We start from the raw sequence: 26,207 nt of genomic DNA on the forward strand, positions 1-26,207 counted from the left end.
CCGGGCGTTCGGCCAGTCACGCCGCGTGCGCCGCGTCGTCGTGCACCAGGACGTTGAAAGCCATCACCGCATGTCCCGTTCCGCAGTATTCGGCACACTGGCCGCGGATCGGCCCGACGCGATCGGCGCGCAGGCGCAGGTGGTTCACGCGCCCGGGGATGGCATCGATCTTGCCGCCCAGGCGCGGGATCCAGAACGAGTGGATGACGTCGTTGCTGGTGATATGGAACTCGACCATGCGCCCGCGCGGCAGCGACAGCGCGTCGAGCGATTCGGCCACCACCTGGCCCTTGTCGTCCAGGTAGCGGAAGCGCCAGCGCCAGCGTTCGGCCACGACTTCGATGCGCGCATCGACCTGGTCCGCCGAACCGGTGATGCGCGCGCTCGAGACCGAGCCATACACCAGCAGGCCCGCCAGCAGGACCGGCGGCAGCACCAGGCCGCCGCCGACGATCAGGCGCTCGGGCCTGGCCAGCGCGCGCGTGTTGCGGCCGCGGTAGAGCGCCCAGGTCACCAGCGCCATCACCAGCAGCCAGACCGCGAGCGCGCCCCAGAACATCAGCCACCAGATGTCGGCGATGGCGGCCGCGGACGGGCCGGCCGGGTCCAGCGCCGACTGCGGGCCGGCGCAGGCGCCGACGGAGAGCGCCACGGTAAGCGCGGACGCGGCGGATGCGCATCGGAAGCGTGACCTGGACGCGATGATCTCCCCTCCTCATGGATGCCGCACCGGACACGGTGTGCGCGAGTGCGGGACAGGCTAGCCATGTCCCGCGGCAGCCGGCGTGAATACGCCGTGGCGCGGCACTTTTGCGAGAGAATGCGGGGATGGGAGGCACGGGCCGCCACTCGAACGGAGCGCGCAGCCGATGCTGCTGATGATCGACAACTACGACAGCTTCACCTTCAACCTCGTGCAGTACCTGCAGGTGCTCGGCGCCGAGGTCGAGGTGGTGCGCAACGATGCGCTGACGGTCGATGCCATCGCGCACCGCGCGCCCAGCCATATCGTGATCTCGCCCGGCCCGTGCACGCCCAACGAGGCCGGCGTCTCGCTGGAGGTGATCGAGCGGCTCGGCGCGACCACGCCGATCCTCGGCGTCTGCCTTGGCCACCAGGCCATCGGCCAGGCCTACGGCGGCCGCGTGGTGCGCGCGGGCCGCATCATGCACGGCAAGACCTCGCCCATCCGCCATTCCGGCAACGGTGTGTTCGCCGGGCTGCCAGACGCCTTCGAGGCCACGCGCTACCATTCCCTGGTGGTGGAGCAGGCGGGCCTGCCCGGGTGCCTCGAAGTCACGGCCTGGACCGAGAACGACGACGGCAGCCGCGAGGAGATCATGGGCCTGCGCCACCGCGAGCACCCCGTGCAGGGCGTGCAGTTCCACCCCGAGTCGATCCTCAGCCAGCACGGCCACGCGCTGCTGAAGAACTTCCTCGAGGCTTGAGCCTCCCCCCGATACGCAGCCAGAACGAAACGATGCCCATCACCCCCCAGGAAGCCCTGCAGCGCGCCATCGAACACCGCGAGATCTTCGAGGACGAGATGTTCGACCTCATGCGCCAGATGATGCGTGGCGAGGTTTCGCCGCTGATGACGGCGGCGATCATCATCGGACTGCGGGTCAAGAAGGAGACGGTCGGCGAGATCACCGGCGCCGCGCGCGCGATGCGCGAACTCGCGCGCAAGGTCGAGGTGGCCGACCGCACGCACCTGGTCGACATCGTCGGCACCGGCGGCGATGGCGCCAACACGTTCAACATTTCCACCGCCTCGAGCTTCGTGATCGCCGCCGCCGGTGGGCGCGTGGCCAAGCACGGCGGGCGCAGCGTGTCGTCGACGTCGGGCAGCGCGGACGCGTATGAAGCGCTGGGCGTTGCGATCGAGCTTCCGCCCGAATCGGTGGCCGAGTCCATCGCGCGCACGGGCATCGGCTTCATGTACGCGCCCGCCTACCACCCGGCGATGAAGGTCGTCGCCCCGGTGCGTCGCGAGATGGGCGTGCGCACGCTGTTCAACATCCTCGGGCCGCTGACCAATCCGGCCGGCGCGCCCTCGATCCTGATGGGCGTGTTCCATCCGGACCTGGTTGGCATCCAGGTGCGCGTGCTGCAGGAGCTCGGTGCCGAGCGCGCGCTGGTGGTCTGGGGCCGCGACGGCATGGACGAGATCTCGCTCGGCGCCGGAACGCTCGTCGGCGAACTGCGCGACGGGAAGGTGCGCGAGTACGAGGTCCATCCCGAAGACTTCGGCATCCCGATGGCGGCCAGCCGCAACCTGCGGGTCGACGGCGCCGCGGAATCCAAGGCGATGGTGCTGGAGGCGATCACCAATGCAGACGGACTGCCGGGCCGCATCGTCGCGCTCAACGCCGGCGCGGCGCTGTACGTCGCCGGCGTCGCGGATTCGATCGCCAGCGGCGTCAAGCTTGCGCGCGCAACCATCGCCTCGGGCGCTGCGCGCGCGAAGCTGGACGCATTCGTGGCGGCGACCCGTGCGCTCGCCGCCGACGGGAGCGTGGCATGAGCGCGTCAGGGACGCCGGACGTGCTCGCGCGCATCCTCGCCCGCAAGGTCGAAGAGGTCGCCGAACGCAGCGCACGCATGCCGCGCCGCGAGTTGGCCGCGCGCCTGGCCGATGCGCCTGCGCCGCGCGGATTCGCGGCGGCGATCGAAGCGAAGATCGCCGCCGGCCACGCCGCGGTGATCGCCGAGGTCAAGAAGGCCAGCCCGTCGAAAGGCGTGATCCGCGCCGATTTCGATCCCGCCGCCATTGCGCGCAGCTACGAGGCGGGCGGCGCGGCCTGCCTTTCGGTGCTGACCGACGTCGACTTCTTCCAGGGTTCCGACGCCTACCTGCAGCAGGCGCGCGCCGCCTGTTCGCTGCCGGTGCTGCGCAAGGAATTCATCGTCGATGCCTACCAGGTCGACGAGGCGCGCGTGCTCGGCGCCGACTGCGTGCTGCTGATCCTTGCCGGCCTGGACGATGCGCGCCTGCACGCGCTGTCGGTGCAGGCGCTGGCGCTGGGCATGGACGTGCTGGCGGAAGTCCACGACGCCGGCGAGTTCGAGCGCGCGCTGCGGCTGCCGGCGGTCGATGGTCGCGCGCCGCTGCTGGGCGTGAACAACCGCGACCTGCGCAGCTTCGATGTCTCGCTGGACACGACGCTGGCGCTGAAGGCCCAGACGCCCAGGGGCCGCCGCCTGGTGACCGAGAGCGGCGTCATGACCCCGGACGACGTGGCGCTGCTGCGCGGCGCCGGCATCGATGCCTTCCTGGTCGGCGAAGCCTTCATGCGGGCGGAGGATCCGGGAATCGCGCTGCGCGGGATGTTCGGGACGTGAGCGGCGACCCGTTCGCCGCTGTAGCGGCTCCCACAAATGCTCCGGCCGCTCCGGCCGCTCCGGCCGCCCCTGGCGCCCCTGTAGGAGCAGCTACAGCTGCGACCTCGAAGGCCTCCCGATACGCTCCGCCCCGCGACGACGCGCCGCTGGTCGTCTTCGACTTTGACCACACCCTGTACGACGGCGATTCCGGCAGCCACCTCTTCGCGTGGCTGATCAAGCGCCGCTGGTGGCGGCGCCTGCTGGCCCTGCTGCTCGCGCCGGTGTTCGGACCGATGGTGGCTTTCCTGCCGACGCGGCGCGTGGGCATTTCCGGCTTCGTCTGGGCCGGCACCGTCGGCCTGCATCGCGTGCGCGAACTCGATGCGTTGATCGACGCCTATGTCGCCCGCCACGTCGACGACATCCGCGCACGGCTGCTGCCGGTGGCGCTGGAGGTCTTCCACGCCCACCGCGCGCGTGGCGACCGCGTGGTGGTGGCCACTGGCGCGCCGCCCGAACTGGCACGCGCCATCCTCGCCTTCGTCGCCCACGAGGACGCGCCCGTGGTCGGCACCATCGCCGGCCCGCGGCTGGGCGCGGTGGTGGCCGCCCGCCACTGCCACAACGAAGAAAAGATGCGCATGCTGCGCGAACTGGGCTGGGGCGATATCGACGCCGCCTATTCCGACTCAAGCGCCGACCTGCCACTGCTGCGCGCCGCGCGTGCGCCGGTGGTGGTCAATCCCAAGCACGGCGCGATCGAACTTTTCCGCCGCGAGCTGCCGGCCGGCACGCCGATCCTCAACTGGGGCTGCCCGGCGCGCGGTGGCCAACCCGTGGCTGCCGGCATCGATGCCGGTGCGCCGCTGCCCGGCGACCGCGCCTAGGCGACCAGCGCCCGGACGATCTGGACGCCGGCGATCGCCATCACCAGCCCGCCGACCGCGAACAGCACCACGCGTTCGCGCACATGGCGCACCAGCAGCGCCGCCAGCGGCGCCGCGATCACGCCGCCGACCAGCAGGCCCGCGATCACCCGCCAGTGCTCGAGTCCGATGGTGAGCAGGAAGGTGATCGAGATCGCCAGCGTGACCGCGAATTCCGACGCGCTCACCGATCCGATGGTGGTGCGTGCTTCGCCGCCCTTGGCGAGCAGGGTGGACGTCGCCATCGGGCCCCAGCCACCGCCGCCGATCGCATCAAGCAGACCGGAGATGAAGCCGAGCAGGCCCACGCGACGTACTTCGCCCCGCGGCACCCGGCGCCCCGCCGCGCGCAGCAGGATCAGCAGCGCGAGCACGAACAGGTAGGCATGGATCCAGGGCTTGATGGCATCACCGTCGATCTGGCTGAGCACGGTGGCGCCGATCACGCCGCCCACCACGCCAGGCAGCGCCAGGCGCAGCATCAGCCGGCGGTCGACGTTGCCGAGCATGCCGTGGGCCGCGCCGGACACTCCGGTGGTGAACACTTCCGCGGTGTGCACGCTGGCACTGACCGCAGCCGGCGGCATGCCCATGGCCAGCAGGATCGAGGACGACACCAGGCCATAGGCCATGCCCAGCGCGCCGTCGATGAGCTGTGCGCACAGGCCGATGGCCACGAAGACGAGGAAATGGCTTCCGAGCAGGTCCATGCGGTTCGATCCTGACGCCGGCGGGGCGTCCCAGGCCGGCAGGGTATGCGCGCGGGTGTCAGCGCGCAGTGCGCTGGATCAAGCGTCGCCCAGGCGCTTGACGAAGCGCAGGGTGCCGTCGCCGTAGCCGCAGGCTTTATAGAACGCGTGGGCCTCGCTGCGCTGCGAGCCGCTGGTCAACTCGATCCGGGCGGCGCCTGCCGCGCGGGCGCGGCGTTCGGCCTCGCGCAGCAGCTGGCGGCCCAGGCCGCGACCCTGTGCGTCGGGCGACACCACCAGGGCGGTGATCCTGCAGGTGGTGGTGTCCAGCGGCAGGTAGTACATGAAGTCCAGCGCGATCAGCCCGCTGACCATGCCGCCGCAGCGGGCGACCACCAGGGCCTGGCGGTCGTTGGCGGTGATCGCGGCGATGCGGCGCGTGGCGTCCGTGGTATCGCAGGGATAACCCAGCGCGCTGAGCAGGGCGGCGACGTCGTCGGCGTCGATCGACGACGCGCTGCGCAGGTCCGCGTCCGGCAGCAGGCCCCTGGGCTCGAACGCCGCCATCGCCCTCAGCGGGTGCCGAACAGGACGATGGTCTTGCCGCGGGCGTGCAGCTTGCCATCGATCTGGAGCTTCTTCAGCACGCGCCCGGCCATCTCGCGCGAGCAGCCGACCAGCCGTGCCAGCTCCTGGCGCGACACCCGCAGCTGGGTGCCGTCTGGATGGGTCATGGCCTCCGGCTCACGCGTGAGGTCATGCAGGGTGCGGGTGATGCGGTCGGTGACGTCGAGGAAGGCCAGGCGGCCGGCCTTGCGGCTGGTGTCGAGCAGGCGTCGCGACAGCTGGGCACCGATCGAGTACACGATCTGGGTGGCGTCACCGGAGAGCGAGCCTTCGAACAGCTGGTACAGCCGCTCGTAGCTGATCTCGGCGAGTTCGGTCTGCACGCGGGTGCGCAGGACCACTTCGCGGATGTCCGATTCGATGAAGAGACCCATCTCGCCGACGAATTCACCGGGGCCGAAGTAGCCCAGGATCAGTTCGCGACCGTCGTCCTCCTCGGTGATGATGCTGACCGAGCCGCTGACCACGTAGTACATGGTCCCGGCCTGGTCGCCGGGGCGGAAGACCTCGGTGCGGGGCGGGTAACGGCGCCGATGGCAGTGAGCCAGGAAGCGCTCGATCGTCGCCGGCGTGGGCATGAGTGGATGCTGGGGGCGTCGGTGTGTGCTGATGATGGCCACAGGGCTCGTTGTCATAAGGAAGTTAAACGGGGGATGAAGCAAGAGTAGGCCGTCCGGCACCATCCGGCAAACCGTTGATCCTCCGTAGGGCGACTCAAGTCCCGCTTCGCTCGCGGTACCGGCCCCTTTGTCGCATAATCGCGCACTTTCCGCCCGAACCGGGATCGCATGACGTGGTCAAACCGCTGCCTCGCCTGAAGCTGCAGGGATTCAACAACCTCACCAAGGCCCTGAGCTTCAACATCTACGACGTGTGCTACGCCGTCTCCAAGGACGAGCGCCAGCGCTACATCGAGTACATCGACGAGGAGTACAACGCCGACCGGCTGACGCAGATCCTGACGGATGTCGCCGAGATCATCGGCGCCAACATCCTCAACATCGCGCGCCAGGACTACGATCCGCAGGGTGCGTCGGTGACGATCCTGATTTCCGAGCAGCCGGTGATCGACAAGGCGGACGCGAAGGGCGTGATCTCCGACGCCGTGGTCGCGCACCTGGACAAGAGCCACATCACCGTCCACACCTATCCGGAAACACATCCGCAGGCGGGCATCGCGACCTTCCGCGCCGACATCGACGTGGCGACCTGCGGCGTGATCTCGCCGCTGAAGGCGCTGAACTACCTGATCGAGAGCTTCGAGTCGGACATCGTGATCGCCGACTACCGCGTGCGCGGCTTCACCCGCGACATCAAGGGCAAGAAGCATTACATCGACCACAAGATCAATTCGATCCAGGACTTCCTGGCGAAGAACATCAAGGCGCGTTACGAGATGTTCGACGTCAACGTCTACCAGGAGAATATCTTCCACACGAAGATGCACCTGAAGGACTTCGACCTCGACCAGTACCTGTTCGAGGAAAAGGCCCGGAACCTGTCGTTCAAGGAGCGCATGAAGATCGAGGCGCTGCTCAAGCGCGAGATCGAAGAGCTGTTCCACGGCCGCAACCTGGTGGAGTGATCCCGCCGCCGCGGGTCAGGCGGCGTTGAGCGGGCTGGTGGGAGGATGATCCCGCCACGAAAGAACCAGCGGGACGGCCCGCGCGCGGACACGGTCCGCGGAACGGAGACCGACGGCGGTCCGGAGCGAAGGCTCCGGGCCGCTTTTTTTTGCGACGCTGCTGCCGGACCCCCGGCCAGCGACGGGAGACAGAGACATGGCGTGGATCTATCTAGTGGTGGCGGGCCTGTTCGAGGTGGTCTGGGCGCTCGGGCTGAAGTACACCGAAGGCTGGACCCGGCTTTGGCCGAGCGTCGGCACCGTCGGGGCGATGGTGGTGAGCTTCTGGTGCCTGTCGCAGGCACTCAGGGTGATCCCGATCGGTACCGGCTACGCGATCTGGACCGGCATTGGCGCGGTCGGCGTGGCGGCCTTCGGCATCCTGGTGTTCGGCGAGAGCGCGTCGCCCGCGCGGCTGGCGTGCATCGCCATGATCGTGGGCGGGGTGGTCGGGCTGAAGCTCGTGTCGGGCTGAGCGATGGTCAGTGGAGCACCGGGGCGGCGACCCCCGCGCAGTGCCGCTGCGCATGATCGCGGCTGTAGCCGCTCCTACAGGCGGTAGGCGACGGTCTTCATGACCTTCGACGCCGTGGCCATCAGCATCGGAATCGGCTGCGGCAGCACGCGGGCACCAGCGGCTTCCGCGTTGTCGGCGTGGCGCGCCTCGTCGGCCTTCATCGTCTCGAGGATGGCGCGGCTGCGCAGGTCGGCCCCGGGCAGCGTCTGCAGATGCTCCTCGAGATGGGCTTCCACCTGGCGTTCGGTCTCGACCACGAAGCCCAGGTTCCAGCCATCGCCGCGCAGCCCGGCCAGCAGCCCGATCGCATAGCTGCCTGCATACCAGAGCGGGTTGAAGATGCTCGGCCGGCTGTCGAGCTCCCTCAGGCGGTCGTCGCACCAGGCGAGGTGGTCGGTTTCCTCCTGCGCCGCCTCGAGCAGGTGCGCCCGCGTCGCCGGATCACGCGCCACGGTGGCCTGCCCGACATACAACGCCTGCGCGCAGACCTCACCGACGTGGTTGATCCGCATCAGTCCCGCGGCGTGCCGCCGCTCGGCGTCGTCGAGCTCCACTTCGGGCTCGCCGGCACCGGGATTGGGGCGCTCGGCCCGCGGCCGCCCGGCCACGGTTTCCAGCGCGTTCTGCGCATCCGCCAGCAGACGGTCGAGGGGGGAAAGGGTGCGGGTAGCCATTCGCGCATTGTGGGCCGGGGAGGGCGGGGCGTACAGGCACTCCGCGGACTGACCACGTGGTGGTCTTTATGTCCGCCGCGCACCTGTACGCCCCGCCCGCGCACCCGTCCCGCGGCGTGGGGAAGAGCAACTGCCCGCACCGCCGGGAGGGGGGTGTCCGGGGCCGCGCGGCGTCGCGTGTGCTCAACCCCGCGACGGCGGTTGCAGCCAGGGGTTGTCGGGTCCGCAGCCGGCATGAAGACCACCACGTGGTCAGCCGGCGGAGGACCCGGCAACCCCTGGCCCCCGCCAAGCCAGGCAAGTTGCAGTGCCCGCCGCAGGCCGGTACAATTCCGCCTCTTGCGTTCCCGGAACGTGAAAACGCGAGGCGAAGTTCCGCCGGCGATGGCCAGCGCAACCAGCCCGACCAGTCACCCCTGAGAGTTTCCTGATGAAGACCTTTACCGCCAAGAACGAGACCGTCCAGCGCGACTGGTTCGTGGTCGACGCCGCCGGCAAGACCCTCGGCCGCCTGAGCACCGAGATCGCGCGTCGCCTCCGTGGCAAGCACAAGCCCGTCTACACCCCTCACGTCGACACCGGTGATTACATCATCGTGATCAACGCCGAGAAGATCCACGTCACCGGCAACAAGCTCGCCGACAAGATGTACTACCGCTTCACCGGGTACATCGGCAACCTGAAGTCCGAGACCCTGGGGCAGGCGCTTGAGCGCCACCCCGAGCGCGTCATCGAGCATTCGGTCAAGGGCATGCTCCCGAAGAACACCCTGGGCCGTGCGATGTATCGCAAGCTCAAGGTCTACAAGGGTTCCGAGCACCCGCACGCCGCCCAGCAGCCGCAAGTCCTGGATATCTAAGTCATGGCAATCACCCAGAATTACGGCACCGGCCGTCGCAAGTCCTCCACCGCCCGCGTGTTCCTGCGCCGCGGTACCGGCAACATCACCGTCAACGACCGTCCGCTCGACGAGTTCTTCGGCCGCGAGACCGCGCGCATGATCGTGCGCCAGCCGCTCGAGCTGACCAAGAACACCGAAAGCTTCGATATCAAGGTCACGACCCACGGCGGCGGCACCACCGGCCAGGCCGGCGCCATCCGCCTGGGCATCGCCCGCGCGCTGGTGGAGTACGACGAGACCCTGAAGTCCGAGCTGCGCAAGGCGGGCTTCATGACCCGCGATGCCCGCGAGGTCGAGCGCAAGAAGGTCGGTCTCCACAAGGCCCGCCGCGCGACCCAGTTCTCGAAGCGCTGATCGCGGTATTCAGGGTCGCTTTTTGCGATCCTGCGCTACAATTGCTGCATAGCCCCGTCGCCAAGCGGTAAGGCACCTGACTCTGACTCAGGCATTCGGAGGTTCGAATCCTTCCGGGGCTGCCACATCGCCAGAAAGCCCGAAGCCCGCCACGTGCGGGCTTCGTCCTTTCCGGGTCCGGGTGCCCGGCGGCGGCGGCCGGACCCGTCGCCGCGGCCGCCAGGGATATCGCCATGGCCATCATCTTTCCGCCGCCGTACACGCCCGAAGGTGCGGAGCGCACCGCGCTTCGCGACGACGGCTACGCAGTGCTGTCGCCCGCGGCCGTGGCCGGCGCCACCGGACTGGCGCCGTCGGAGATCGCCGGCTTGGACGTCGGCTGGGACGAGTTGCCCCCGGACGAATACCTGCGCGACGGTGGCCGCTATCGCCACCGCCGCCACTCCTGCTTCGTGGTCGACGATGGCCAGGCGCGACTGGCGCCGCACCGGGCGCACTGGCAGTCGCAGGACTACAACGCCCTGCACGGCGGCATGGAGCGCATGTACCAGCCGCTGTCGAGCGGGCTTGCGTCGCAGCCGGCGTGGTCGCGCCTGCTCTCGGCGCTGGGCGCGGTGTGCAGCGACGTGCGTGCCACCGGCCCCTGGTACGTCGAAGCCCACCAGTTCCGCATCGACACCAGCGACGGCATCGGCCGGCCGACGCCGGAAGGCGCGCACCGCGACGGCGTCGATTTCGTGGCCGTCTTCATGGTCGGTCGCAAGGGCATCAAGGGCGGCGAAACCCGCGTCTTCGACGCCGCCGGCCCCGACGGCCACCGCTTCACCCTGGAAGAGCCGTGGTCGCTGCTGCTCCTGGACGACACCCGCGTGATCCACGAGTCCACCCCGATCCAGCCCCTCGACCCCGACGGCCACGGCCATCGCGACACCCTGGTCCTGACCTACCGTTCGGGCGCGTTCCAAGGGGAGGATTGAGGAGCCTTTGCCACGGATCTACGCGGATGAGGGCGGATTTGCACGGATAGGCCAAACGCTTTTTCAGCCACGGATTTGCGCGGATAGGGTAAAGGGCGGATAAGGCAGAAGCGGGATTGACCAACAGCATCCCGGTGTCCGCGAGCACACCGCAAGCTTGTATTGATCCATCCATCGGTGGGCTTTTCGCCCTATCCGCGTTTATCCGCGCAAATCCGTGGCAAAAAATGCTCTCCCCGCACGGCACCCACCGCCCCGCTACAATCAGGGGATTGTGACTTTTGCGGAGTGGTGATGAAGCTTGGTTCCCTGAAGGAAGGCGGGCGGGACGGCACCCTGGTCGTGGTCTCGCGTGACCTGTCGAGCGCGGTGCGCGCCACCGGGATCGCCACGACGCTGCAGCAGGCGCTCGAGGACTGGTCCAACATCGCGCCGCGCCTGGTCGCGCTGTCGGATGCGCTCAACGACGGCAGCGCCGACGGTGCCTTCGACCTGGAGCCGACGCAGTTGGCCGCGCCGCTGCCGCGCGCCTACGAATTCGTCGACGGCAGCGCCTACCTGCCGCACGTCGAGCGCGTGCGCCGCGCCCGTGGCGCCGAGGTGCCCGAAAGCTTTTACACCGATCCGCTGATGTACCAGGCCACGAGCGCCGGCTTCCTTGGTCCGCGCGACCCGGTGCGGGTGATGAGCGAGGACTACGGCATCGACCTCGAGGCCGAGATCGTCGTCATCACCGATGACGTGCCGATGGCGGTCACGCCGGAGCAGGCTGCCGGCCACATCCAGCTCATCGGGCTGGTCAACGACGTCTCGCTGCGCAACCTGATCCCGGGCGAACTCGCCAAGGGCTTCGGCTTCCTGCAGTCCAAGCCGCGCTCGGCGCTGTCGCCGGTGTTCGTGACCCCCGACGAGCTGGGCGACGCCTGGCGCGGCAGCAAGCTGCACCGGCCGCTGGTGACCCACATCAACGGGGAATGGTTCGGCGCGCCGGAGGCCGGTGTCGACATGCAGTTCGATTTCGGACAGCTGGTCGCGCACGCGGCGAAGACGCGGCCGCTTTCGGCCGGAACCATCGTTGGTTCGGGGACGATCGCGAACCAGGACACCTCGTTGGGGGCGTCATGCTTCGCCGAAAAGCGGACCGTCGAGGCGCTGGAGCACGGGGCGCCGAAGACGCCGTTCATGTCGTTCGGCGACCGCGTGCGCATCGAGATGTTCGATGCCGGCGGTGCGACGATCTTCGGTGCCATCGAGCAGTTGATCGAACACCAGCCCGCGCCCTGAGCGCGGCTGGGCCTTGGGGCGGCATCACGGGGAGGGGGATGCATGGCGGCAGCAGGGGAGGTGGTCGCGGGCGGCAGCACCGGCAACGGCGCGCTGTGCCTGCATTCGTACTGGCGGTCGAGCGCTGCGTACCGCGTGCGCATCGGGCTCAACCTCAAGGGCCTGAAGTACGACATCGCGCCCGTGCACCTGGTGCGCGGCGGCGGTGAGCAGCATGCCCCTGGCTTCGCCGAGCTCAATCCGCAGGAGCTGGTGCCGGTGCTGCAGCATGGCCACCGCAACCTGCGCCAGTCGCTGGCGATCCTGGAATACCTGGACGAGATGTGGCCGGAGCCCTCGCTGCTTCCCGCCACGGCGCGCGATCGCGCGCGCGTGCGCGCCCTCGCGCAGGTGGTGGCCTGCGAGATCCACCCGCTCAACAACCTGCGCGTGCTGCAGTACCTCGAACACGACTGGGGCGTGCCCCAGCCCGAGCGCGAAGTGTGGGTGAAGCACTGGATCAACGGCGGCTTCCGCGCGCTCGAATCGCTGCTGGCCGACAATCCCTCGACCGGTGAATTCTGCGATGGCAACCAGCCGACCATCGCCGACTGCTGCCTGGTGCCGCAGGTCTACAACGCCCGCCGCTTCGGCGTGGACATGGCCGCCTATCCGGTGATCACGCGCATCGAGCAGCGCTGCCTGGCCGTGCCGGCCTTCGATGCCGCACGCCCGGAGCGGCAGCCGGACGCGCCTCCCGCCTGAGAGGCGCGCCTGCCGGCGTCAGTGCGAGGACTGGCCGATGTCGAACATCTCGGCGTAGGGGTCGTGCTCGCCGTCGCCGCCCTCGGAAAGGCGGAACTTCAGGTCCAGGCCATCGCGCGAGTCGGAGGCGCGCAGCGCGGTTTCGCGCTCGATCCGGCCTTCCTTGTACAGCCGGAACAGGCACTGGTCGAAGCTCTCGATGCCCTCTTCCAGCGACTCCTCCATCGCCTGCTTGATCTCGTGCACCTGGCCGCGGCGCAGCAGGTCGCGGATCATCGGGGTGTTGATCAGGACCTCGGTCGCCGGCATGCGGCGGCCGTCGGTGCCCACCACCAGGCGCTGGCTGACCACCGCGCGCAGGTTGAGCGCCAGGTTCATCAGCACGTTCTTGTGCGCGGCCTCGGGGAAGAAGTTGAGGATGCGCTCGATGGTCTGGTCGGCGTTGTTGGAGTGCAGCGTCGCCAGGCACAGGTGCCCGGTTTCGGCGAAGGCGATCGCGGCCTCCATCGTGGTCGCATCCAGGATCTCGCCGATCAGGATGACGTCCGGCGCCTCGCGCATCGCGTTCTTCAGCGCGTTGTGGAAGGCGTGGGTGTCCAGGCCGACCTCGCGCTGGTTCACGATCGACTTCTTGTGCCGGTGCAGGTATTCGATCGGGTCCTCGATGGTGAGGATGTGCCCGGACGTGGTGCTGTTGCGGTGGTCGATCATCGACGCCAGCGTGGTGGACTTGCCCGAGCCCGTGGAGCCGACGATCAGCACCAGCCCGCGCGGGGCCATGATGATCTCCTTCAGCACCTGCGGCAGCTGCAGCTCCTCGATCGAGGGAATGGTGCTGCGGATCGCACGGATCACCATGCCGACTTCGCCGCGCTGCTTGAACACGTTCACGCGGAAGCGGCCGGACTCGGCCAGCGACAGCGCCATGTTCAGCTCCAGGTCGCGTTCGAACTGCGGCACCTGGCCTTCGTCCATCAGCGAATACGCGATCTTCTTGACCATGCCCGGAGGCAGGCCCGTGTTGCCGAGCGGGTAAAGCTTGCCCTCGACCTTGATATATACCGGCGCGCCGGTGGTCAGGAACATGTCGGAGGCGTTCTTCTCCGTCATCAGCTTCAGGAAGTAGCCGATGTCCATTTTGTGGGATTCCCCGTGTCGCGCCGCCGGACGATTGCGATCCGGGCGGATGCTGTTGACAATGGCCGGGCGTTTTCCCCAATCCGCGGCGGCCCCCTATGCGCACAAGCTTCGCACAATTCCCGAGACCCCTGCATGGCGCGTGTCTCGTTCTGGCCCTTGCCATGGCCGGCTGCGCCAGCCTGCCGCCGCCGACCGCCGAGCTTTACGCAGCGGGCCAGGCCGTCGCCCGGGCCGATGCGGCCGACGCCCAGCAGTACGCGCCACAGGACCTCGATCGCGCCCGAACGGCGCTCAGTCGCGCCCAGGCCGCGATGGCCGAAGGCAAGGAGCGCGATGCCCGCGCCCTGGCCGGGCTGTCCGAGGCGTCCGCCGATCTCGCCAGCGCCCGCAGTGCTCGGGCCCAGGCCGAGGCCGCCGTGGCGCAGCGCCGCGCCGAGGTGGCTTCACTCCGCCAGCGCCTTGGCATGGAGAACCCGCGATGAAGCGCCTGACCGCCGCCGCACTCGCGGCCCTGCTGATGCTCCCCGGCTTCGCGATGGCCCAGCAGCCGCGCGCCGCCACCGACGACGGCAGCGCCGCCCTTGAATCGCGTCTGCGCACGCTCGATTCCGATCCGGAGCGTGCCTCGCTGGCGGCCTATGAACGCCTGCGCGCGCGCCAGGCCATCGACGCACTGGTGGCCGCGCGCGGTGCCCAGGCCAAGGCCGACGCCCGCAACGTCGCCGAGTGGCGCGTGGACATCGTCGAAGCCGTCGCTGCCACGGAGCTGGCCCGGCGCGAGATCGACCGTCTCGACCGCGAGCGCAGCGAACTCCTGGTCGAGGCCAGCCGCCAGGACGCCGCCCGCGCCCGCGCCGAAGCCGAGCGCCTGCGCATCCAGGCCCGGATCCAGGCCGAGGAGGCCGAACGCCTGCGCCTGGAGGCGGAGATCGAGACCGGTGCCCGCCAGCGTGCCGAAGGCGTGCTCGACGACGTCGCCAGCACCCAGGCCGCGCGCCTGCGGGCCGCGCGCGAGCGCGAGGCCGAGCTCAAGCGCCAGGAAGCGGAGCTGCTGAAATCCCTGGAAGACACCCCGCGCTGAGGCGCGTCGCGGGGCGTTTCGGCAGCGGATTCCGGCTTCCCAGGCGCCGCTGGACGCTCCTTGAACGGATCCCCCGGGCGACCCTTGCCGCCCTTCCCGGGGAGGAGTAGGGTCGGTCCCAGAGGCGGATTCCACCCTCCGGCGGAACCGCCTCGCTGAAGGGTGACTCTGTGACGGAATCCAGCGACTCCAACGGGAATGTCGCCGCGGGCAAGCCCCCGCGGATGCTCCCGAGGGAGGGTGTCTGGAGCCTGCAGCGTCCCCTCCCCCCGATACGCCCCGTGCCGCAAGGCCCGGGGCGTTTTTGCATGCCCGTGCCCGATGCAGGCGCGGGCCCTGGCTGAAGGAGGTCTCCATGTTCGAAGGGCAACCCCAGGCGGAACTCGACGCGCTGTTCAAGGACAACCCCGAGTTCCGGCAGCTCTACCACCACCACAAGGAGCTGGACAAGAAAGTGCTCGATGCCGAGCTCGGCGTGCTGCCGATCGACGACACCACGCTCTCGCGGATGAAGCGCGAGAAGCTCGCCGCCAAGGACAAGCTGTCCGTGATGTACCAGACCCTCACCCACTGATTCCTGCGTCCCCCACGTAAGAAGCCCGGACTGTCGCGGGCGGCGGTGACCTTCCTCGTCGGAGGCCGCCGCCCGCGCCGGAGTGCTGGCCCCGGGCCTGCCCCGGCCGGCAGGCGATGCGATAATCGGCGCCCCACCGCACGACAGGCTGCCACGCATGCCGATCCACGATTCCGTCCTCGGGCTCATCGCCGACACGCCCATCGTCAAGGCCCGAGGCCTCGATGCCGGCCGCTGCGAGATCTATTTCAAGCTCGAGAGCCAGAATCCCGGCGGTTCCATCAAGGACCGCATCGGCCTGAGCATGATCCAGGCGGCCGAGAAGCGCGGCGACATCAAGCCCGGCGACACCCTGGTCGAGGGCACCGCCGGCAACACCGGCATCGGCCTGGCGCTGGTCGCCCAGCAGAAGGGCTACAAGCTCATCCTGGTGGTCCCGGACAAGATGAGCCGGGAGAAGATCTTCAACCTCAAGGCGATGGGCGCGGAAGTCGTGCTGACGCGGTCCGACGTCGCCAAGGGCCACCCCGATTACTACCAGGACCTCGCCGAGCGCATCGCCCGCGAGACCCCGGGCGCCTACTTCATCAACCAGTTCGGCAACCCCGACAACCCGGCCGCGCACCAATTCGGCACCGGTCCGGAGATCCTGCGCCAGATGGCCGAGGTCGGCGGCGTTGATGCCGTGGTCTTCGGCTGTGGCAGCTCGGGCACGATGAGCGGCCTCTCGCGCTGCTTCGCCGAGCACGCGCCGGATGTCGAGATGGTGCTGGCCGACCCCGTGGGTTCGATCCTGGCCGAGTACATCAACGAAGGCACCCTGTCCGAGAAGTCGGGGAGCTGGATGGTCGAGGGCATCGGCGAGGACTTCCTGCCGTCGATTTCCGACTTTTCCCGCGTCAAGAAGGCCTACGCGATCAGCGACAAGGAGAGCTTCCTGGCCGGGCGCGAGCTGCTGGCGAAGGAAGGCATCCTCGGCGGCTCCTCCACCGGCACCCTGCTGGCGGCGGCGCTGAAGTACTGCCGCGAACAGACGGAGCCGAAGAAGGTGCTGGTGTTCGTCTGCGACACCGGCAACAAGTACCTGTCGAAGATGTACAACGACTACTGGATGCTCGACAACGGCTTCATCGAGCGCGAGCAGCACGGCGACCTGCGCGACCTGATCCTGCGCCCGTTTTCCCAGCGCGACACCGTGGTGGTCGGCCCCAACGACCTGCTGGTGACCGCCTACCAGCGCATGAAGCTCTACGAGATCTCGCAGCTGCCGGTGATGGATGGCGAGCGCCTGGCCGGCATCCTCGACGAGTCCGACGTGCTGCTTCACGTCTACGGTGACGAGGCCCGGTTCCGCGACCCGGTGTCAACGGCCATGGTCAGCAAGCTCGAAGTGCTGGACGTGAAATCCCCGGTCGAGGCGCTGCTGCCCGTGTTCGACGGCGGCAAGGTCGCGATCGTGATGGACGGGGACCATTTCCTGGGCCTGATCACCCGGATCGACCTGCTGAACTGGTTGCGTCGACGGGTCAGCTGAGGGTCAGTTTGCGGGCGCCGGAGGGGCGGGGGCGGCAGGGGGCGGTGCTACAATTCAGGGTCTTTTACAGCGGAAATACAGCCATGCATGACGATCACGGCCGGGATGGCGCGGACTCCTCCGAGTGGGGCCACGGCACCAGGGCGATCCATGCCGGGCAGTCGCCGGATCCGTCGACCGGGGCGGTGATGGTGCCGATTTACGCGACCTCCACGTACGCGCAGTCCAGCCCCGGCGTGCACCAGGGTTTCGAGTATTCGCGCACGCACAACCCGACCCGCTTCGCCTACGAGCGTTGCGTGGCCGGGCTTGAGCGCGGCAGCCGCGGCTTCGCCTTTGCGTCGGGCCTGGCGGCGTCCTCGACGGTGCTCGAGCTCCTGGACAGCGGCGACCACGTGGTCGCCATGGATGACCTCTACGGCGGCAGCTACCGGCTGTTCGAGGGCGTGCGCCGCCGCAGCGCGGGGCTGGACTTCAGCTTCGTCGACCTGTCCGACGCCGCGGCCTTCGAGGCCGCGATCACGCCGAAGACCCGCATGGTGTGGATCGAGACGCCGACCAACCCGACGCTCAAGATCGTGGACATCCAGGCGGTCTCGGCCGTTGCACGCAAGCACGGGCTGCTGGTCGTGGTCGACAACACCTTCGCCTCGCCGATCCTGCAGCGTCCACTCGAACACGGCGCCGACCTCGTGCTGCATTCGGCCACCAAGTACCTCAACGGCCATTCCGACATGGTCGGCGGCATGGTGGTGGTGGGCGACAACACCGAACTTGCCGAACGGCTTGCCTACCTGCAGAACTCGGTGGGCGCGGTGCAGGGGCCGTTCGACAGCTTCCTCGCGCTGCGTGGCCTGAAGACGCTGCACCTGCGCATGCGTGCGCACTGCGACAACGCGCTGGCGCTGGCGAAGTTCCTCCAGGACCATGCCGCGGTCGCCGACGTCATCTATCCCGGCCTGCCATCGCACCCGCAGCATGCGCTGGCGATGCGGCAGATGGACGGCGGTGGCGGCATCATTTCGGTGCGCGTGAAGGGCGGCTACGAAGGCGCGAAGCGTTTCTGCGAGCGGCTCAAGCTGTTCACCCTGGCCGAGTCGCTCGGCGGCGTGGAAAGCCTCGTCAACCATCCCGCGGTGATGACGCACGCGTCCGTTCCCGCGGAGCGTCGCGAGGCGCTGGGCATCGGCGACGACCTGGTCCGCCTGAGCGTGGGTGTGGAGGACGTCGCGGACCTGTGCCGCGACCTCGACGAAGCGCTCGCATGAAGCGAGCGGTCGGCAGCGGTGCGATCGAACTCCTGCTGGAGCCGACGCACCACCTCGAGGCGGTTCAGGACGAGGGCGGGGGGCAGGCATGGGCCGCAGTGGGCGTCGATCCGCAGTTCCTCGTCCGCCACGGCGGCGGTGAGCGCTTCGCCGCCGGCTGGTACCTGCTGGAGCTCGATATCGAAGTCGCCGACGGCTACTTCGACAACCCCTGTTTCTACCCCGACTATGGCGCGGGTGCCGGCGACGGCAGCCGCATCAATTTCGCGCCGACGGTGCAGGGCGGCAGGCCGCTGCGCGCGGTGGTCCGCCTGGACCATGACGTCGTCTCGCTGCGCTTCGATCCCTCGACCGCACCGTGCAGCTTCACCATCCGCCGCGCGGCGCTGGTGCCGATGGGCACGGTCACCGCGGCGGCACGCATGCTCGCGAAGCTGTGGACACGGCTCAACCGCGACCGGTCACTGTGGTCGTTCGCCGCGCGCGAGGCCTTCGACAGCTTCCGGGAAGGCGGCCTCGGCGGCTTCGGCGACTGGCTTTACCTGATGCACGAGGAGCGCGCGCGTGGTGGCGTGGTATCGCTCGACTACGGCGCATGGATCGAGCGCTTCGACCGGCTGTCGGACTCGGATGTGAACCTGGTGCGGCAGCGGTGCGAGCGCCTGGCCAGGCGTCCCCTGGTGTCGGTGCTGGTGCCGGTCTACAACACATCCGAAGCCTACCTTCGGCGCTGCATCGAAAGCGTCCGCGCGCAGTTCTATCCGCACTGGGAGCTGTGCCTGGCCGACGACGCCTCGCCCGATCCGCGCGTGGCCGAAGTGCTGGCCGAGTACGCGGCGCTGGATCCGCGCATCCGCGTGGTCCACCGCGAGCGCAACGGACATATCTCCGAAGCCTCCAACACCGCCCTGGAAGTCGCCCGCGGGGAATACGTGGCGCTGCTTGACCACGATGACGAGATCGCCCCGCACGCGCTGTACCTGATCGTGAAGGCGATCAACGAACAGCCAGGGCTCAAGCTGCTGTATTCCGACGAAGACAAGCTCGACGCGAACGGGATCCGCTTCGACCCGTACTTCAAGCCGGACTGGAACCCGGAACTGCTGCGCAGCCAGAACTACCTGTGCCACCTGGGGGTCTACGACGCCGCGCTCGTGCGCGCCGTGGGCGGCTTCCGCCGCGGCTTCGAGGGCAGCCAGGACCACGACCTCGCCCTGCGCTGCGCCGCGCGCCTGTCTCCGGCCGAGATCGGGCACGTGCCGCACGTGCTGTACCACTGGCGGGCCATCGAAGGATCGACCGCACTGTCGGGCAGCGCCAAGGAGTACACGGAGGCCGCAGGCCGCAAGGCGATCGAGGAGCATCTGGAAGCCACCGGCGACCGGGGTGCGCGCGTGGAATGCGTCACCGGTGGGTACCGCGTGCACTATGCAGTCCCGGCCCCGGCGCCACGGGTCAGCCTGGTGATCCCGACCCGCGACCGGGTGGACCTGATGCGCACCTGCCTCGAAAGCATCACCCGCCTGACCCGGTACCCGGACTACAACCTGCTCATCGTCGACAACCAGTCCAGCGACCCCGAGACGCTGGAGTACCTGCGTGCGATCGACGGCAACGGGCTGGTCCGCGTGCTGCGCGACGACCAGCCGTTCAACTACTCGCGCATCAACAACGCCGCGGTGCGCGCGAGCGACGGTGCCATCGTGGGCCTGGTCAACAACGACATCGAGGCGATCCATCCCGGCTGGCTCGAAGAGATGGTCGGACATGCCGTCCGGCCGGGCACCGGCACGGTCGGCGCGATGCTCTATTACCCGGACGACCGCATCCAGCATGCGGGCGTGGTCATCGGGCTGGGCGGCGTCGCCGGCCACGCCTACGTCGGGCTGCCGCGCGGCTACCCCGGCCAGCAGAACCGTGGCCTGCTCGCGCAGAACATGACGGCGGTGACTGCCGCGTGCCTGCTGGTGCGACGCGAGGTCTTCGACGAGGTCGATGGCCTGGACGAATCCCTGGAAGTCGCGTTCAACGACGTGGACTTCTGCCTGCGGGTTGCGGAACGCGGTTACTACAACGTCTGGACGCCCTGGGCCGAGCTGTACCACCACGAATCGGCGTCGCGCGGCTACGAGGACAGTCCCGAGAAAAAGGCGCGCTTTTCGCGCGAGGTGAACGCCATGGTCGCGCGCTGGGGCAAGGCACTGCGCTGGGATCCGGCATACAACCCGAACCTGGGGCTGGAAGGACACGATTTCCCGCTGGCGATCCCGCCGCGACTGCCGTTGAAACAGGCGCTGCGCGGCAGCGTCGCCGCCTGCGTCCGGCCCGATCCCGCGCTGCGCCGCGGCGTCGACATGTCGAGCCTGCGCCAGGCGGGGGGCTGAGATGGGGGCGGTACGTCCGCTGCCATGGCCGCTGGCGCCCTGGGGCGCCTTTGGCCGCTATCGCGACCTGACGAAGGAGCTCGTGCGGCGCGATGTGCTCGGGCGCTACCGCGGTGCCAACTTCGGCATGCTCTGGTCCCTGATCGGGCCGCTGATGCTGCTGGCGATCTACACCATCGCCTTCGGCGAGGTCCTGGGCAGCCGCTGGAACCAGGCCTCGGGCGACACGGCCGCGTTCGGTATCGTGCTGTTCCTTGGCATCATCGTGCACGGCTTTTTCGCGGAGTGCTTCGCGCGTTCGCCGCGGTTGATGATGGACAACGCCAACTACGTCAAGCGCGTGGTGTTCCCGCTCGACATCCTGGCCTGGTCGGTGGTGCTTTCGGCGCTGTTCCACATGGTGATGAACCTGATGGTGTTCGCGGTGCTGAACTGGCTGTTCTTCGGCGGATTCTCGCCCACCATCTGGTTGCTGCCGGTGGTGCTGGCGCCGCTGGTACTGCTGACCGTGGCCACCTGCTGGCTGGTGTCCTCGCTTGGTGTGTACATCCGTGACATCAGCCAGGCCGTGCCGGTGGTGGTCACCGCGCTGCTGTTCCTCTCCTCGGCGATCGTGCCCGTCGACACGCTGCCGCCGAAGTACCAGTTCGTGTTCTCGCTCAATCCGCTGACCTTCTTCATCGACGAAGTGCGCGAAGTCGCGCTCTGGGGCCGCTACCCCGACTGGGCCGGGCTGTCGCGCTACGCGCTGGGCAGCGTGCTGGCCGCCTACGTTGCCCACGCGTGGTTCCGTGTCACCAGCAAGGGGTTCGCCGATGTCCTCTGAGGTGGTGATCAGCCTGCGCGGGATCGGCAAGTCGTTCCCCGTCGCCGACAAGCCCTACAAGCGCCTGGCGCAGGTGCTGCTGCCCGGCCTGGCGCGAGGCGGCGAATTCCATGCGCTGCGCGACGTCGACCTGGAGGTGCGGCGCGGGGAGGCCGTGGGCATCATCGGCCGCAACGGCTCGGGCAAGTCCACGCTGCTGCAGGTGATCGCCGGGATCCTGCAGCCGGGCACCGGCACACTGAAGGTGTCTGCGCGGATCGCGGCGCTGCTGGAACTGGGCGCCGGCTTCAATCCCGAGTTCACCGGCCGCGAGAACATCCGCCTCAACGCCAGCCTGCTTGGCCTGGACGCGCGCCAGATCGACGAGCGCATGGACGCGATCATCGGCTTCGCCGAGATAGGCGAGCATGTCGACCAGCAGGTCAAGACCTACTCCAGCGGCATGTTCGTCCGCCTGGCCTTCGCGGTCGCGGTGCACACCGATCCCGACGTGCTGATCGTCGACGAGGCGCTGTCTGTCGGCGACATCTACTTCCAGCGCAAGTGCCACCGCCGGATCGAGGAGCTGCGCCAGCAAGGCTGCACGCTGCTGTTCGTGACCCATGCGATCGACTCGCTGCTGCGGCTGTGCGATCGCGGCGTCGTGATCGATGCCGGACGGGTGCTGTACGACGGCGAGGTCGGCCAGGCGGTCAAGGAATACCTGCGCCTGGTATTCGGCGACAACAGCACCGGCGGCGGGGACGAACCGGTGCCCGCACAGGTCCTCGCCGGTGGCGGCGACAGTGACGGCGCGGATGAAGCCGACGACGAACTGGCCGTGTTCCTCCGCGGCGGCGGACGCGACCACTTCGCGAAGCGTGCCGGCTACAACCGCGACGAGACCCGCGTGGGCAACGGGGAAGCGATCACCTGCGACTACCTGGTCACCGGCAGCCATGGACACGGGCCGGTGGTCGCCGCGCGCGAGCCGTTCACCGTGCGCGTGCGCTACCTGTTGCCGACCGCGCTCGACAATCTGGTCTTCGGCGTCCGCCTGTGCACCATCAGCGGCACCGTGCTGTACAGCTGCAACACGATGGTTTCCAGCGGCTGCCTGTATCGCGCCGAGGCGGGCACGGTCGCGGTGGCGGCGTTCGACATGCGCTGTTCGCTGCTGCGCGGCCACTATTTCCTGACGGTCGGCGTGTCGCGCTACGACCCGTCGGGCAACGAGTACGTCGCGCTCGACCGGCGCGTGGATGCGATCGTCCTCACGGTGACCGGCCCGGACACGCATGCGGAGGGCGTGACCGACCTCGAGGCCGGGATATCGATGTCCGCGGCCGGCGCCGGCGCGATCGGGATCATGCGATGACGGGACCATTCCAGGACCGGCTGCTGGTGTCGTGCCCCAACGCCAATGGCGGCCTGCTGCTGCTGGACGGCATGGAGGTGGAGCGCCTGTCCCCGATCCAGACCACCGGCATCTGCGCAGTGCCCGGCGGCTTCCTGTGGGCGCGCCAGTCGGGCGACAGCAACGTGCTGCGCCGCGCGGTCGACGGCGGGTTCTCCACCACCATGCTGGCCGAGGATGTCCTCGACCTGCATGACGTTGCCTGGCATGGCGGGCAGGCCTGCGTGGTTGCCACCGCGCGCAACGCGGTGCTCCAGCTTGACGCCGACATGCGCGAGACGCGGCGCTGGGCGCTGCGCGGCGAACGCGACAGCGCGCACCTGAATTCGATCTGCTTCCACGACGGCCGCCTGCTTGCGTCGAGGTTCGGGCAGTTCGACACCCATCGCGGCTACAAGGGCGCCACCGCCGGCGCCGGCGAGGTGTTCGACGTCGAGACCGGCGAGGTGCTGGTCGCGGGCCTGTCGCAGCCGCATTCGCTGGCATCGCAGGACGGTGTGCTCTGGTTGTGCGATTCCGAGGCGCGACGCATCGTCGCCTGGCGGGGTCCGGACCAGCCGCTGCAGGCGCAGGGGCTCGACGGGTATGCGCGCGGACTGGCCTTTGGCCGTGACCGGATCTACGTGGGCCTGAGCCGCAGCCGCAACGCGCCGGACCCTGCGCTGGCGCGCGCGCGCATCGTGGTCCTGGACCGGCTGACGCTCGAGGTGCTGGGTTCGGTCGAGCTTCCGGCGGACGAGGTCTACGACATCGTGATCGTCGACGGTGATGTCGACGCGCTGCGCAGGTCCGCGCTGGCGGAGGTGAATGCCGAACTCGTGGCCACGGAGCAGCAGCGCGGGGCGGTCGATGCGGTCGTGGCCGACCGCGACGCGCGCCTGTCCGCGATGGGAGGGCGGTTGGCCCTGGCCAGTGAGGCCCACGCCGCAGCCCAGGCCCACCTCGTCCAGGTCCTGCACCGCGAGGAAGAGAAGGAATTCCGCCTGCAGTGCCTCGAGGCGGACGCGCTGTCGGACGCCGAATGGGTCAAGTTGCTCGAAGCCGAAGCCGTGCGCCTGCGCAGCGGGGTCGATGCGCTGCAGGGCGCGGTGCGCGAGCAGTCACGGCTGCTGCAGGCATGGCAGCAGACGGTGTCGGCGCTTCGTGGGTCGCGCTCGTGGCGGGTCACCCGGCCGCTGCGCTGGCTGGCCACGAAGCTCGGCCGTCCCGCGGAGGACGACGGAAACCCGGCGCTCCCGGTGGCGCTTCCCGCACCGATCGACCTCGCGGAGCCCCGGCGCGCCGGCCTTCCGATCCACGGCCTCCAGTTCGCCACCCACGATGCCCCGCTGGTCAGCATCGTCGTGACCGCCCACGGCGGCTTCGCCATGACCCTGGCCTGCCTGCGGTCGATCCGTCGCCATGCCGGCGACATCGTGGTGGAAGTGCTGCTGATCGAGGACGCCTCGGGCGAAGCGGAGATGGAGCGCTTCCGCAGCGTGCCCGGGCTGCGCTACGTCGAGAATCCCGCGAACCTCGGGTTCCTGCGCTCGGCCAACCAGGCCCTGGTGCTCGCGCGCGGCGAGTACATCCACTTCCTCAACAACGACACGATCGTCGGCGCCGGCTGGCTTGACGCATTGCTGCAGACGTTCGCGCGCTTCCACGATTGCGGCCTCGCCGGATCGCGGCTCGTCTATCCCGATGGCCGCCTGCAGGAGGCGGGCGGCGTGGTCTGGAACGACGGTCGCGCGCTCAACTACGGCCGCGACGGCGATCCCGCAGGCCCGGACCATGCCTTCGTGCGCGAGGTCGACTATGTCTCCGGTGCCGCGATGCTGGTGCGCAGCGGTCTGTTCAGGCACCTGGGTGGCTTCGACGAGCGCTACGCACCCGCGTACTACGAAGATACCGACCTGGCCTTCCGCATCCGCGAGGACGGCGGCTTCCGGGTCTACTACCAGCCGGCTTCGGTGGTGCGCCACGTCGAGGGCGCGTCCCACGGCACCGACGTCGATGCGGGCGGCAAGGCGGGACAGGAAGCCAACCGCGCCACCTTCGCCGCGCGCTGGAAGGACGTGCTTGCGCGGGACCAGTTGCCGCCCGGCGCGCACCTGTTCCTGGCCCGCGAGCGCGCCCAACGCAAGCCGGTCGTGCTGGTGGTGGACCGGACGCCCCCGCGCCCCGACCGGGACGCGGGATCGCGCGCGATCTGGCAGCTGATGCGGGTGCTCGGCCTGCACGGCATGCTGGTCAAGTTCTGGGCCGAGGAAGCCGATGCCGACGGTGTCTACGCCGCGAGCCTCGCCGCGCACGGCATCGAACTGGCATCGGGCACCGGCGCCGGCTTCGGGGAATGGATGGCGGCCAACGGCGCCTACCTCGACCTCGTGGTGCTCAGCCGTCCGCTGGTCGCGCATCGCCACCTTGATGCGGTGCGCAGTCACAGCGCCGCGAAGATCCTGTTCTATGGCCACGATATCCACCATCTGCGCTACATCAGCCAGATGCGCGTGGATCCGGACCCCGACCTCGCCGGCCACGCCCACCATGCACGCGAGGTCGAGGAAGCCCTGTGGCGCAGCGCCGACCTGGTGGCCTATCCGTCGGACGAGGAAAGCAGGCACGCCGGCCAGTGGATGCGCCAGCACGATGCGCCGGGCCAGGCGGTGACGGTGCCCCTGTTCGCCTACGAGGGCTTGCCCGACGAGGTGGGCGAGGATCTCGCCGCGCGGCGGAACATCCTGTTCGTCGGCGGCTTCGGGCACGCACCCAACGAAGACGGTGCGATCTGGTTCGTGCGGTATGTCTGGCCGTTGATCCAGCGAGGACATCCCGGCTACCGGCTCTGCCTGGTCGGGTCCGATCCGCCGGACACCGTCGCTGCTCTTTCCCGCTCGGACGTGCTGGTGACGGGACATGTTCCCGAACACGAACTGGTGAACTATTACCGCAGCGCCAGGCTCGTGGTGGCACCGCTGCGCTTCGGCGCGGGCGTCAAGGGCAAGGTGCTCGAAGCGATGCGCCACGGCGTTCCCTGCGTCACCACCGGCGTCGGCGCGCAGGGACTGGGCGCTGCCGATTGCCTGCGGGTGGCCGACGATCCGGCGACGTTTGCCACGCTGGTCGGTGACCTCATCGATGACGATGCCGCGTGGATGGATGCTGCGCGTGGCGGGCTCGATTTCCTCGCCCGGAACTTTTCGGTCGACGCGGTATGGCGTGCGCTGTCGCCGGTGGTCGATGGTGCCGGGCATGCCGACGTCGCCGCTCGCCTGGCCGCGGTGGAGGCCGCGGGGCGCCGACGGCACGATGGGCCGGTCGGTTAGAATCGGCGCCCCGGGCCCGCGTTTACGGCCTGGACCCCCACGACAGGATCGC

The 26,207-nt window shown here is 69.0% G+C and carries 26 protein-coding genes and 1 tRNA gene; 21 read left to right on the forward strand and 6 right to left on the reverse strand.

All coding sequences use genetic code 11. The annotated features are described in order from the left end of the window. Positions 1 to 16: 16 nt before the first annotated feature. Positions 17 to 652: a cytochrome c oxidase subunit II gene (gene coxB, locus ACW5E8_RS00985; protein WP_456963643.1), complete on the reverse strand. Its 636-nt coding sequence runs from the start codon at positions 650 to 652 to the stop codon at positions 17 to 19. A 217-nt stretch (positions 653 to 869) separates the two neighbouring features. On the opposite strand from coxB, the gene ACW5E8_RS00990 reads away from it, so the two are divergent. The 4 genes from ACW5E8_RS00990 (at position 870) to ACW5E8_RS01005 (ending at position 4,214) form a co-directional block, all read left to right on the forward strand. After that, positions 870 to 1,448 carry an anthranilate synthase component II gene (locus tag ACW5E8_RS00990; protein WP_456963644.1) on the forward strand — a complete coding sequence of 193 codons (579 nt, stop codon included), beginning with the start codon at positions 870 to 872 and terminating at the stop codon, positions 1,446 to 1,448. Positions 1,449 to 1,480: 32 nt separating this feature from the next. Beyond that, the gene (gene trpD, locus ACW5E8_RS00995; protein ID WP_456963645.1) at positions 1,481 to 2,527 is read left to right on the forward strand and encodes an anthranilate phosphoribosyltransferase; all 1,047 of its coding nucleotides are present in this window, start codon (positions 1,481 to 1,483) and stop codon (positions 2,525 to 2,527) included. Next, positions 2,524 to 3,345 (forward strand): indole-3-glycerol phosphate synthase TrpC, encoded by an 822-nt coding sequence (gene trpC / locus ACW5E8_RS01000; protein WP_456963646.1) that lies wholly within the window; start codon positions 2,524 to 2,526, stop codon positions 3,343 to 3,345. Before trpD ends, trpC begins: the two co-directional genes overlap by 4 nt. 146 nt (positions 3,346 to 3,491) lie before the next feature. Beyond that, complete coding sequence (locus ACW5E8_RS01005) at positions 3,492 to 4,214, forward strand: haloacid dehalogenase-like hydrolase (RefSeq protein WP_456965199.1); 723 nt, start codon at positions 3,492 to 3,494, stop codon at positions 4,212 to 4,214. Here the strand turns inward: ACW5E8_RS01005 and ACW5E8_RS01010 are convergent. From ACW5E8_RS01010 to crp, 3 genes are all read right to left on the reverse strand, one after another. Beyond that, positions 4,211 to 4,963, reverse strand: a complete 753-nt coding sequence (locus ACW5E8_RS01010) for a sulfite exporter TauE/SafE family protein (protein ID WP_456963647.1) — start codon at positions 4,961 to 4,963, stop codon at positions 4,211 to 4,213. The genes ACW5E8_RS01005 and ACW5E8_RS01010 overlap by 4 nt on opposite strands. 78 nt (positions 4,964 to 5,041) lie before the next feature. Beyond that, positions 5,042 to 5,509 (reverse strand): GNAT family N-acetyltransferase, encoded by a 468-nt coding sequence (locus ACW5E8_RS01015; RefSeq protein WP_456963648.1) that lies wholly within the window; start codon positions 5,507 to 5,509, stop codon positions 5,042 to 5,044. 5 nt (positions 5,510 to 5,514) lie between these two features. After that, positions 5,515 to 6,147, reverse strand: a complete 633-nt coding sequence (gene crp / locus ACW5E8_RS01020) for a cAMP-activated global transcriptional regulator CRP (RefSeq protein ID WP_456963649.1) — start codon at positions 6,145 to 6,147, stop codon at positions 5,515 to 5,517. 215 nt (positions 6,148 to 6,362) lie between these two features. On the opposite strand from crp, the gene speD reads away from it, so the two are divergent. Both speD and sugE read left to right on the forward strand, forming a co-directional pair. Continuing rightward, the gene (gene speD / locus ACW5E8_RS01025) at positions 6,363 to 7,154 is read left to right on the forward strand and encodes an adenosylmethionine decarboxylase (protein WP_144891047.1); all 792 of its coding nucleotides are present in this window, start codon (positions 6,363 to 6,365) and stop codon (positions 7,152 to 7,154) included. A 196-nt stretch (positions 7,155 to 7,350) separates the two neighbouring features. Then, positions 7,351 to 7,668, forward strand: a complete 318-nt coding sequence (sugE, locus tag ACW5E8_RS01030; protein WP_456963650.1) for a quaternary ammonium compound efflux SMR transporter SugE — start codon at positions 7,351 to 7,353, stop codon at positions 7,666 to 7,668. A gap of 74 nt (positions 7,669 to 7,742) precedes the next feature. Here sugE and coq7 read toward each other — a convergent pair whose 3' ends face one another. Next, positions 7,743 to 8,384, reverse strand: coding sequence for a 2-polyprenyl-3-methyl-6-methoxy-1,4-benzoquinone monooxygenase (coq7, locus tag ACW5E8_RS01035; protein ID WP_456963651.1), 642 nt, complete (start codon positions 8,382 to 8,384; stop codon positions 7,743 to 7,745). A 430-nt stretch (positions 8,385 to 8,814) separates the two neighbouring features. On the opposite strand from coq7, the gene rplM reads away from it, so the two are divergent. From rplM to maiA, 6 genes are all read left to right on the forward strand, one after another. Then, complete coding sequence (gene rplM / locus ACW5E8_RS01040; protein ID WP_456963652.1) at positions 8,815 to 9,243, forward strand: 50S ribosomal protein L13; 429 nt, start codon at positions 8,815 to 8,817, stop codon at positions 9,241 to 9,243. Between the two features lie 3 nt (positions 9,244 to 9,246). Then, on the forward strand, positions 9,247 to 9,639 hold the full coding sequence (gene rpsI / locus ACW5E8_RS01045) for a 30S ribosomal protein S9 (protein WP_456963653.1): 393 nt from the start codon (positions 9,247 to 9,249) through the stop codon (positions 9,637 to 9,639). A gap of 50 nt (positions 9,640 to 9,689) precedes the next feature. Further along, positions 9,690 to 9,764, forward strand: a tRNA-Gln gene (locus tag ACW5E8_RS01050). Positions 9,765 to 9,872: 108 nt separating this feature from the next. Beyond that, positions 9,873 to 10,616: a 2OG-Fe dioxygenase family protein gene (locus ACW5E8_RS01055; RefSeq protein WP_456963654.1), complete on the forward strand. Its 744-nt coding sequence runs from the start codon at positions 9,873 to 9,875 to the stop codon at positions 10,614 to 10,616. A gap of 294 nt (positions 10,617 to 10,910) precedes the next feature. Beyond that, a complete protein-coding gene (locus tag ACW5E8_RS01060; protein WP_456963655.1) occupies positions 10,911 to 11,900 on the forward strand; it encodes a fumarylacetoacetate hydrolase family protein in 990 nt (329 codons plus the stop codon). Positions 11,901 to 11,942: 42 nt separating this feature from the next. Next, entirely contained in the window at positions 11,943 to 12,644 is a 702-nt protein-coding gene (gene maiA / locus ACW5E8_RS01065; protein ID WP_456963656.1) for a maleylacetoacetate isomerase, read from the forward strand. Between the two features lie 18 nt (positions 12,645 to 12,662). Here the strand turns inward: maiA and ACW5E8_RS01070 are convergent, their stop codons facing one another. Further along, on the reverse strand, positions 12,663 to 13,781 hold the full coding sequence (locus ACW5E8_RS01070; RefSeq protein ID WP_456963657.1) for a PilT/PilU family type 4a pilus ATPase: 1,119 nt from the start codon (positions 13,779 to 13,781) through the stop codon (positions 12,663 to 12,665). Positions 13,782 to 13,945: 164 nt separating this feature from the next. On the opposite strand from ACW5E8_RS01070, the gene ACW5E8_RS01075 reads away from it, so the two are divergent. The 9 genes from ACW5E8_RS01075 to ACW5E8_RS01115 all read left to right on the forward strand — a co-directional run bounded on the left by ACW5E8_RS01075 (position 13,946) and on the right by ACW5E8_RS01115 (position 26,155). Beyond that, positions 13,946 to 14,266 (forward strand): DUF4398 domain-containing protein, encoded by a 321-nt coding sequence (locus ACW5E8_RS01075; RefSeq protein ID WP_456963658.1) that lies wholly within the window; start codon positions 13,946 to 13,948, stop codon positions 14,264 to 14,266. After that, positions 14,263 to 14,865, forward strand: a complete 603-nt coding sequence (locus tag ACW5E8_RS01080) for a hypothetical protein (protein ID WP_456963659.1) — start codon at positions 14,263 to 14,265, stop codon at positions 14,863 to 14,865. The genes ACW5E8_RS01075 and ACW5E8_RS01080 overlap by 4 nt, the downstream gene beginning before the upstream one ends. 355 nt (positions 14,866 to 15,220) lie before the next feature. Beyond that, the gene (locus tag ACW5E8_RS01085; RefSeq protein WP_456963660.1) at positions 15,221 to 15,439 is read left to right on the forward strand and encodes a YdcH family protein; all 219 of its coding nucleotides are present in this window, start codon (positions 15,221 to 15,223) and stop codon (positions 15,437 to 15,439) included. A 157-nt stretch (positions 15,440 to 15,596) separates the two neighbouring features. Continuing rightward, positions 15,597 to 16,973, forward strand: coding sequence for a pyridoxal-phosphate dependent enzyme (locus tag ACW5E8_RS01090; protein WP_456963661.1), 1,377 nt, complete (start codon positions 15,597 to 15,599; stop codon positions 16,971 to 16,973). Positions 16,974 to 17,056: 83 nt separating this feature from the next. Next, on the forward strand, positions 17,057 to 18,241 hold the full coding sequence (locus ACW5E8_RS01095; protein ID WP_456963662.1) for a cystathionine gamma-synthase: 1,185 nt from the start codon (positions 17,057 to 17,059) through the stop codon (positions 18,239 to 18,241). After that, complete coding sequence (locus ACW5E8_RS01100) at positions 18,238 to 20,625, forward strand: glycosyltransferase family 2 protein (protein ID WP_456963663.1); 2,388 nt, start codon at positions 18,238 to 18,240, stop codon at positions 20,623 to 20,625. Before ACW5E8_RS01095 ends, ACW5E8_RS01100 begins: the two co-directional genes overlap by 4 nt. Before the next feature lies 1 nt (position 20,626). Beyond that, a complete protein-coding gene (locus ACW5E8_RS01105; protein WP_456963664.1) occupies positions 20,627 to 21,451 on the forward strand; it encodes an ABC transporter permease in 825 nt (274 codons plus the stop codon). Then, on the forward strand, positions 21,441 to 22,808 hold the full coding sequence (locus tag ACW5E8_RS01110; protein ID WP_456963665.1) for an ABC transporter ATP-binding protein: 1,368 nt from the start codon (positions 21,441 to 21,443) through the stop codon (positions 22,806 to 22,808). Before ACW5E8_RS01105 ends, ACW5E8_RS01110 begins: the two co-directional genes overlap by 11 nt. Next, the gene (locus tag ACW5E8_RS01115; RefSeq protein ID WP_456963666.1) at positions 22,805 to 26,155 is read left to right on the forward strand and encodes a glycosyltransferase; all 3,351 of its coding nucleotides are present in this window, start codon (positions 22,805 to 22,807) and stop codon (positions 26,153 to 26,155) included. The genes ACW5E8_RS01110 and ACW5E8_RS01115 overlap by 4 nt, the downstream gene beginning before the upstream one ends. Positions 26,156 to 26,207 lie beyond the last annotated feature (52 nt).

Source organism: Luteimonas sp. A649 (genome assembly GCF_054072735.1).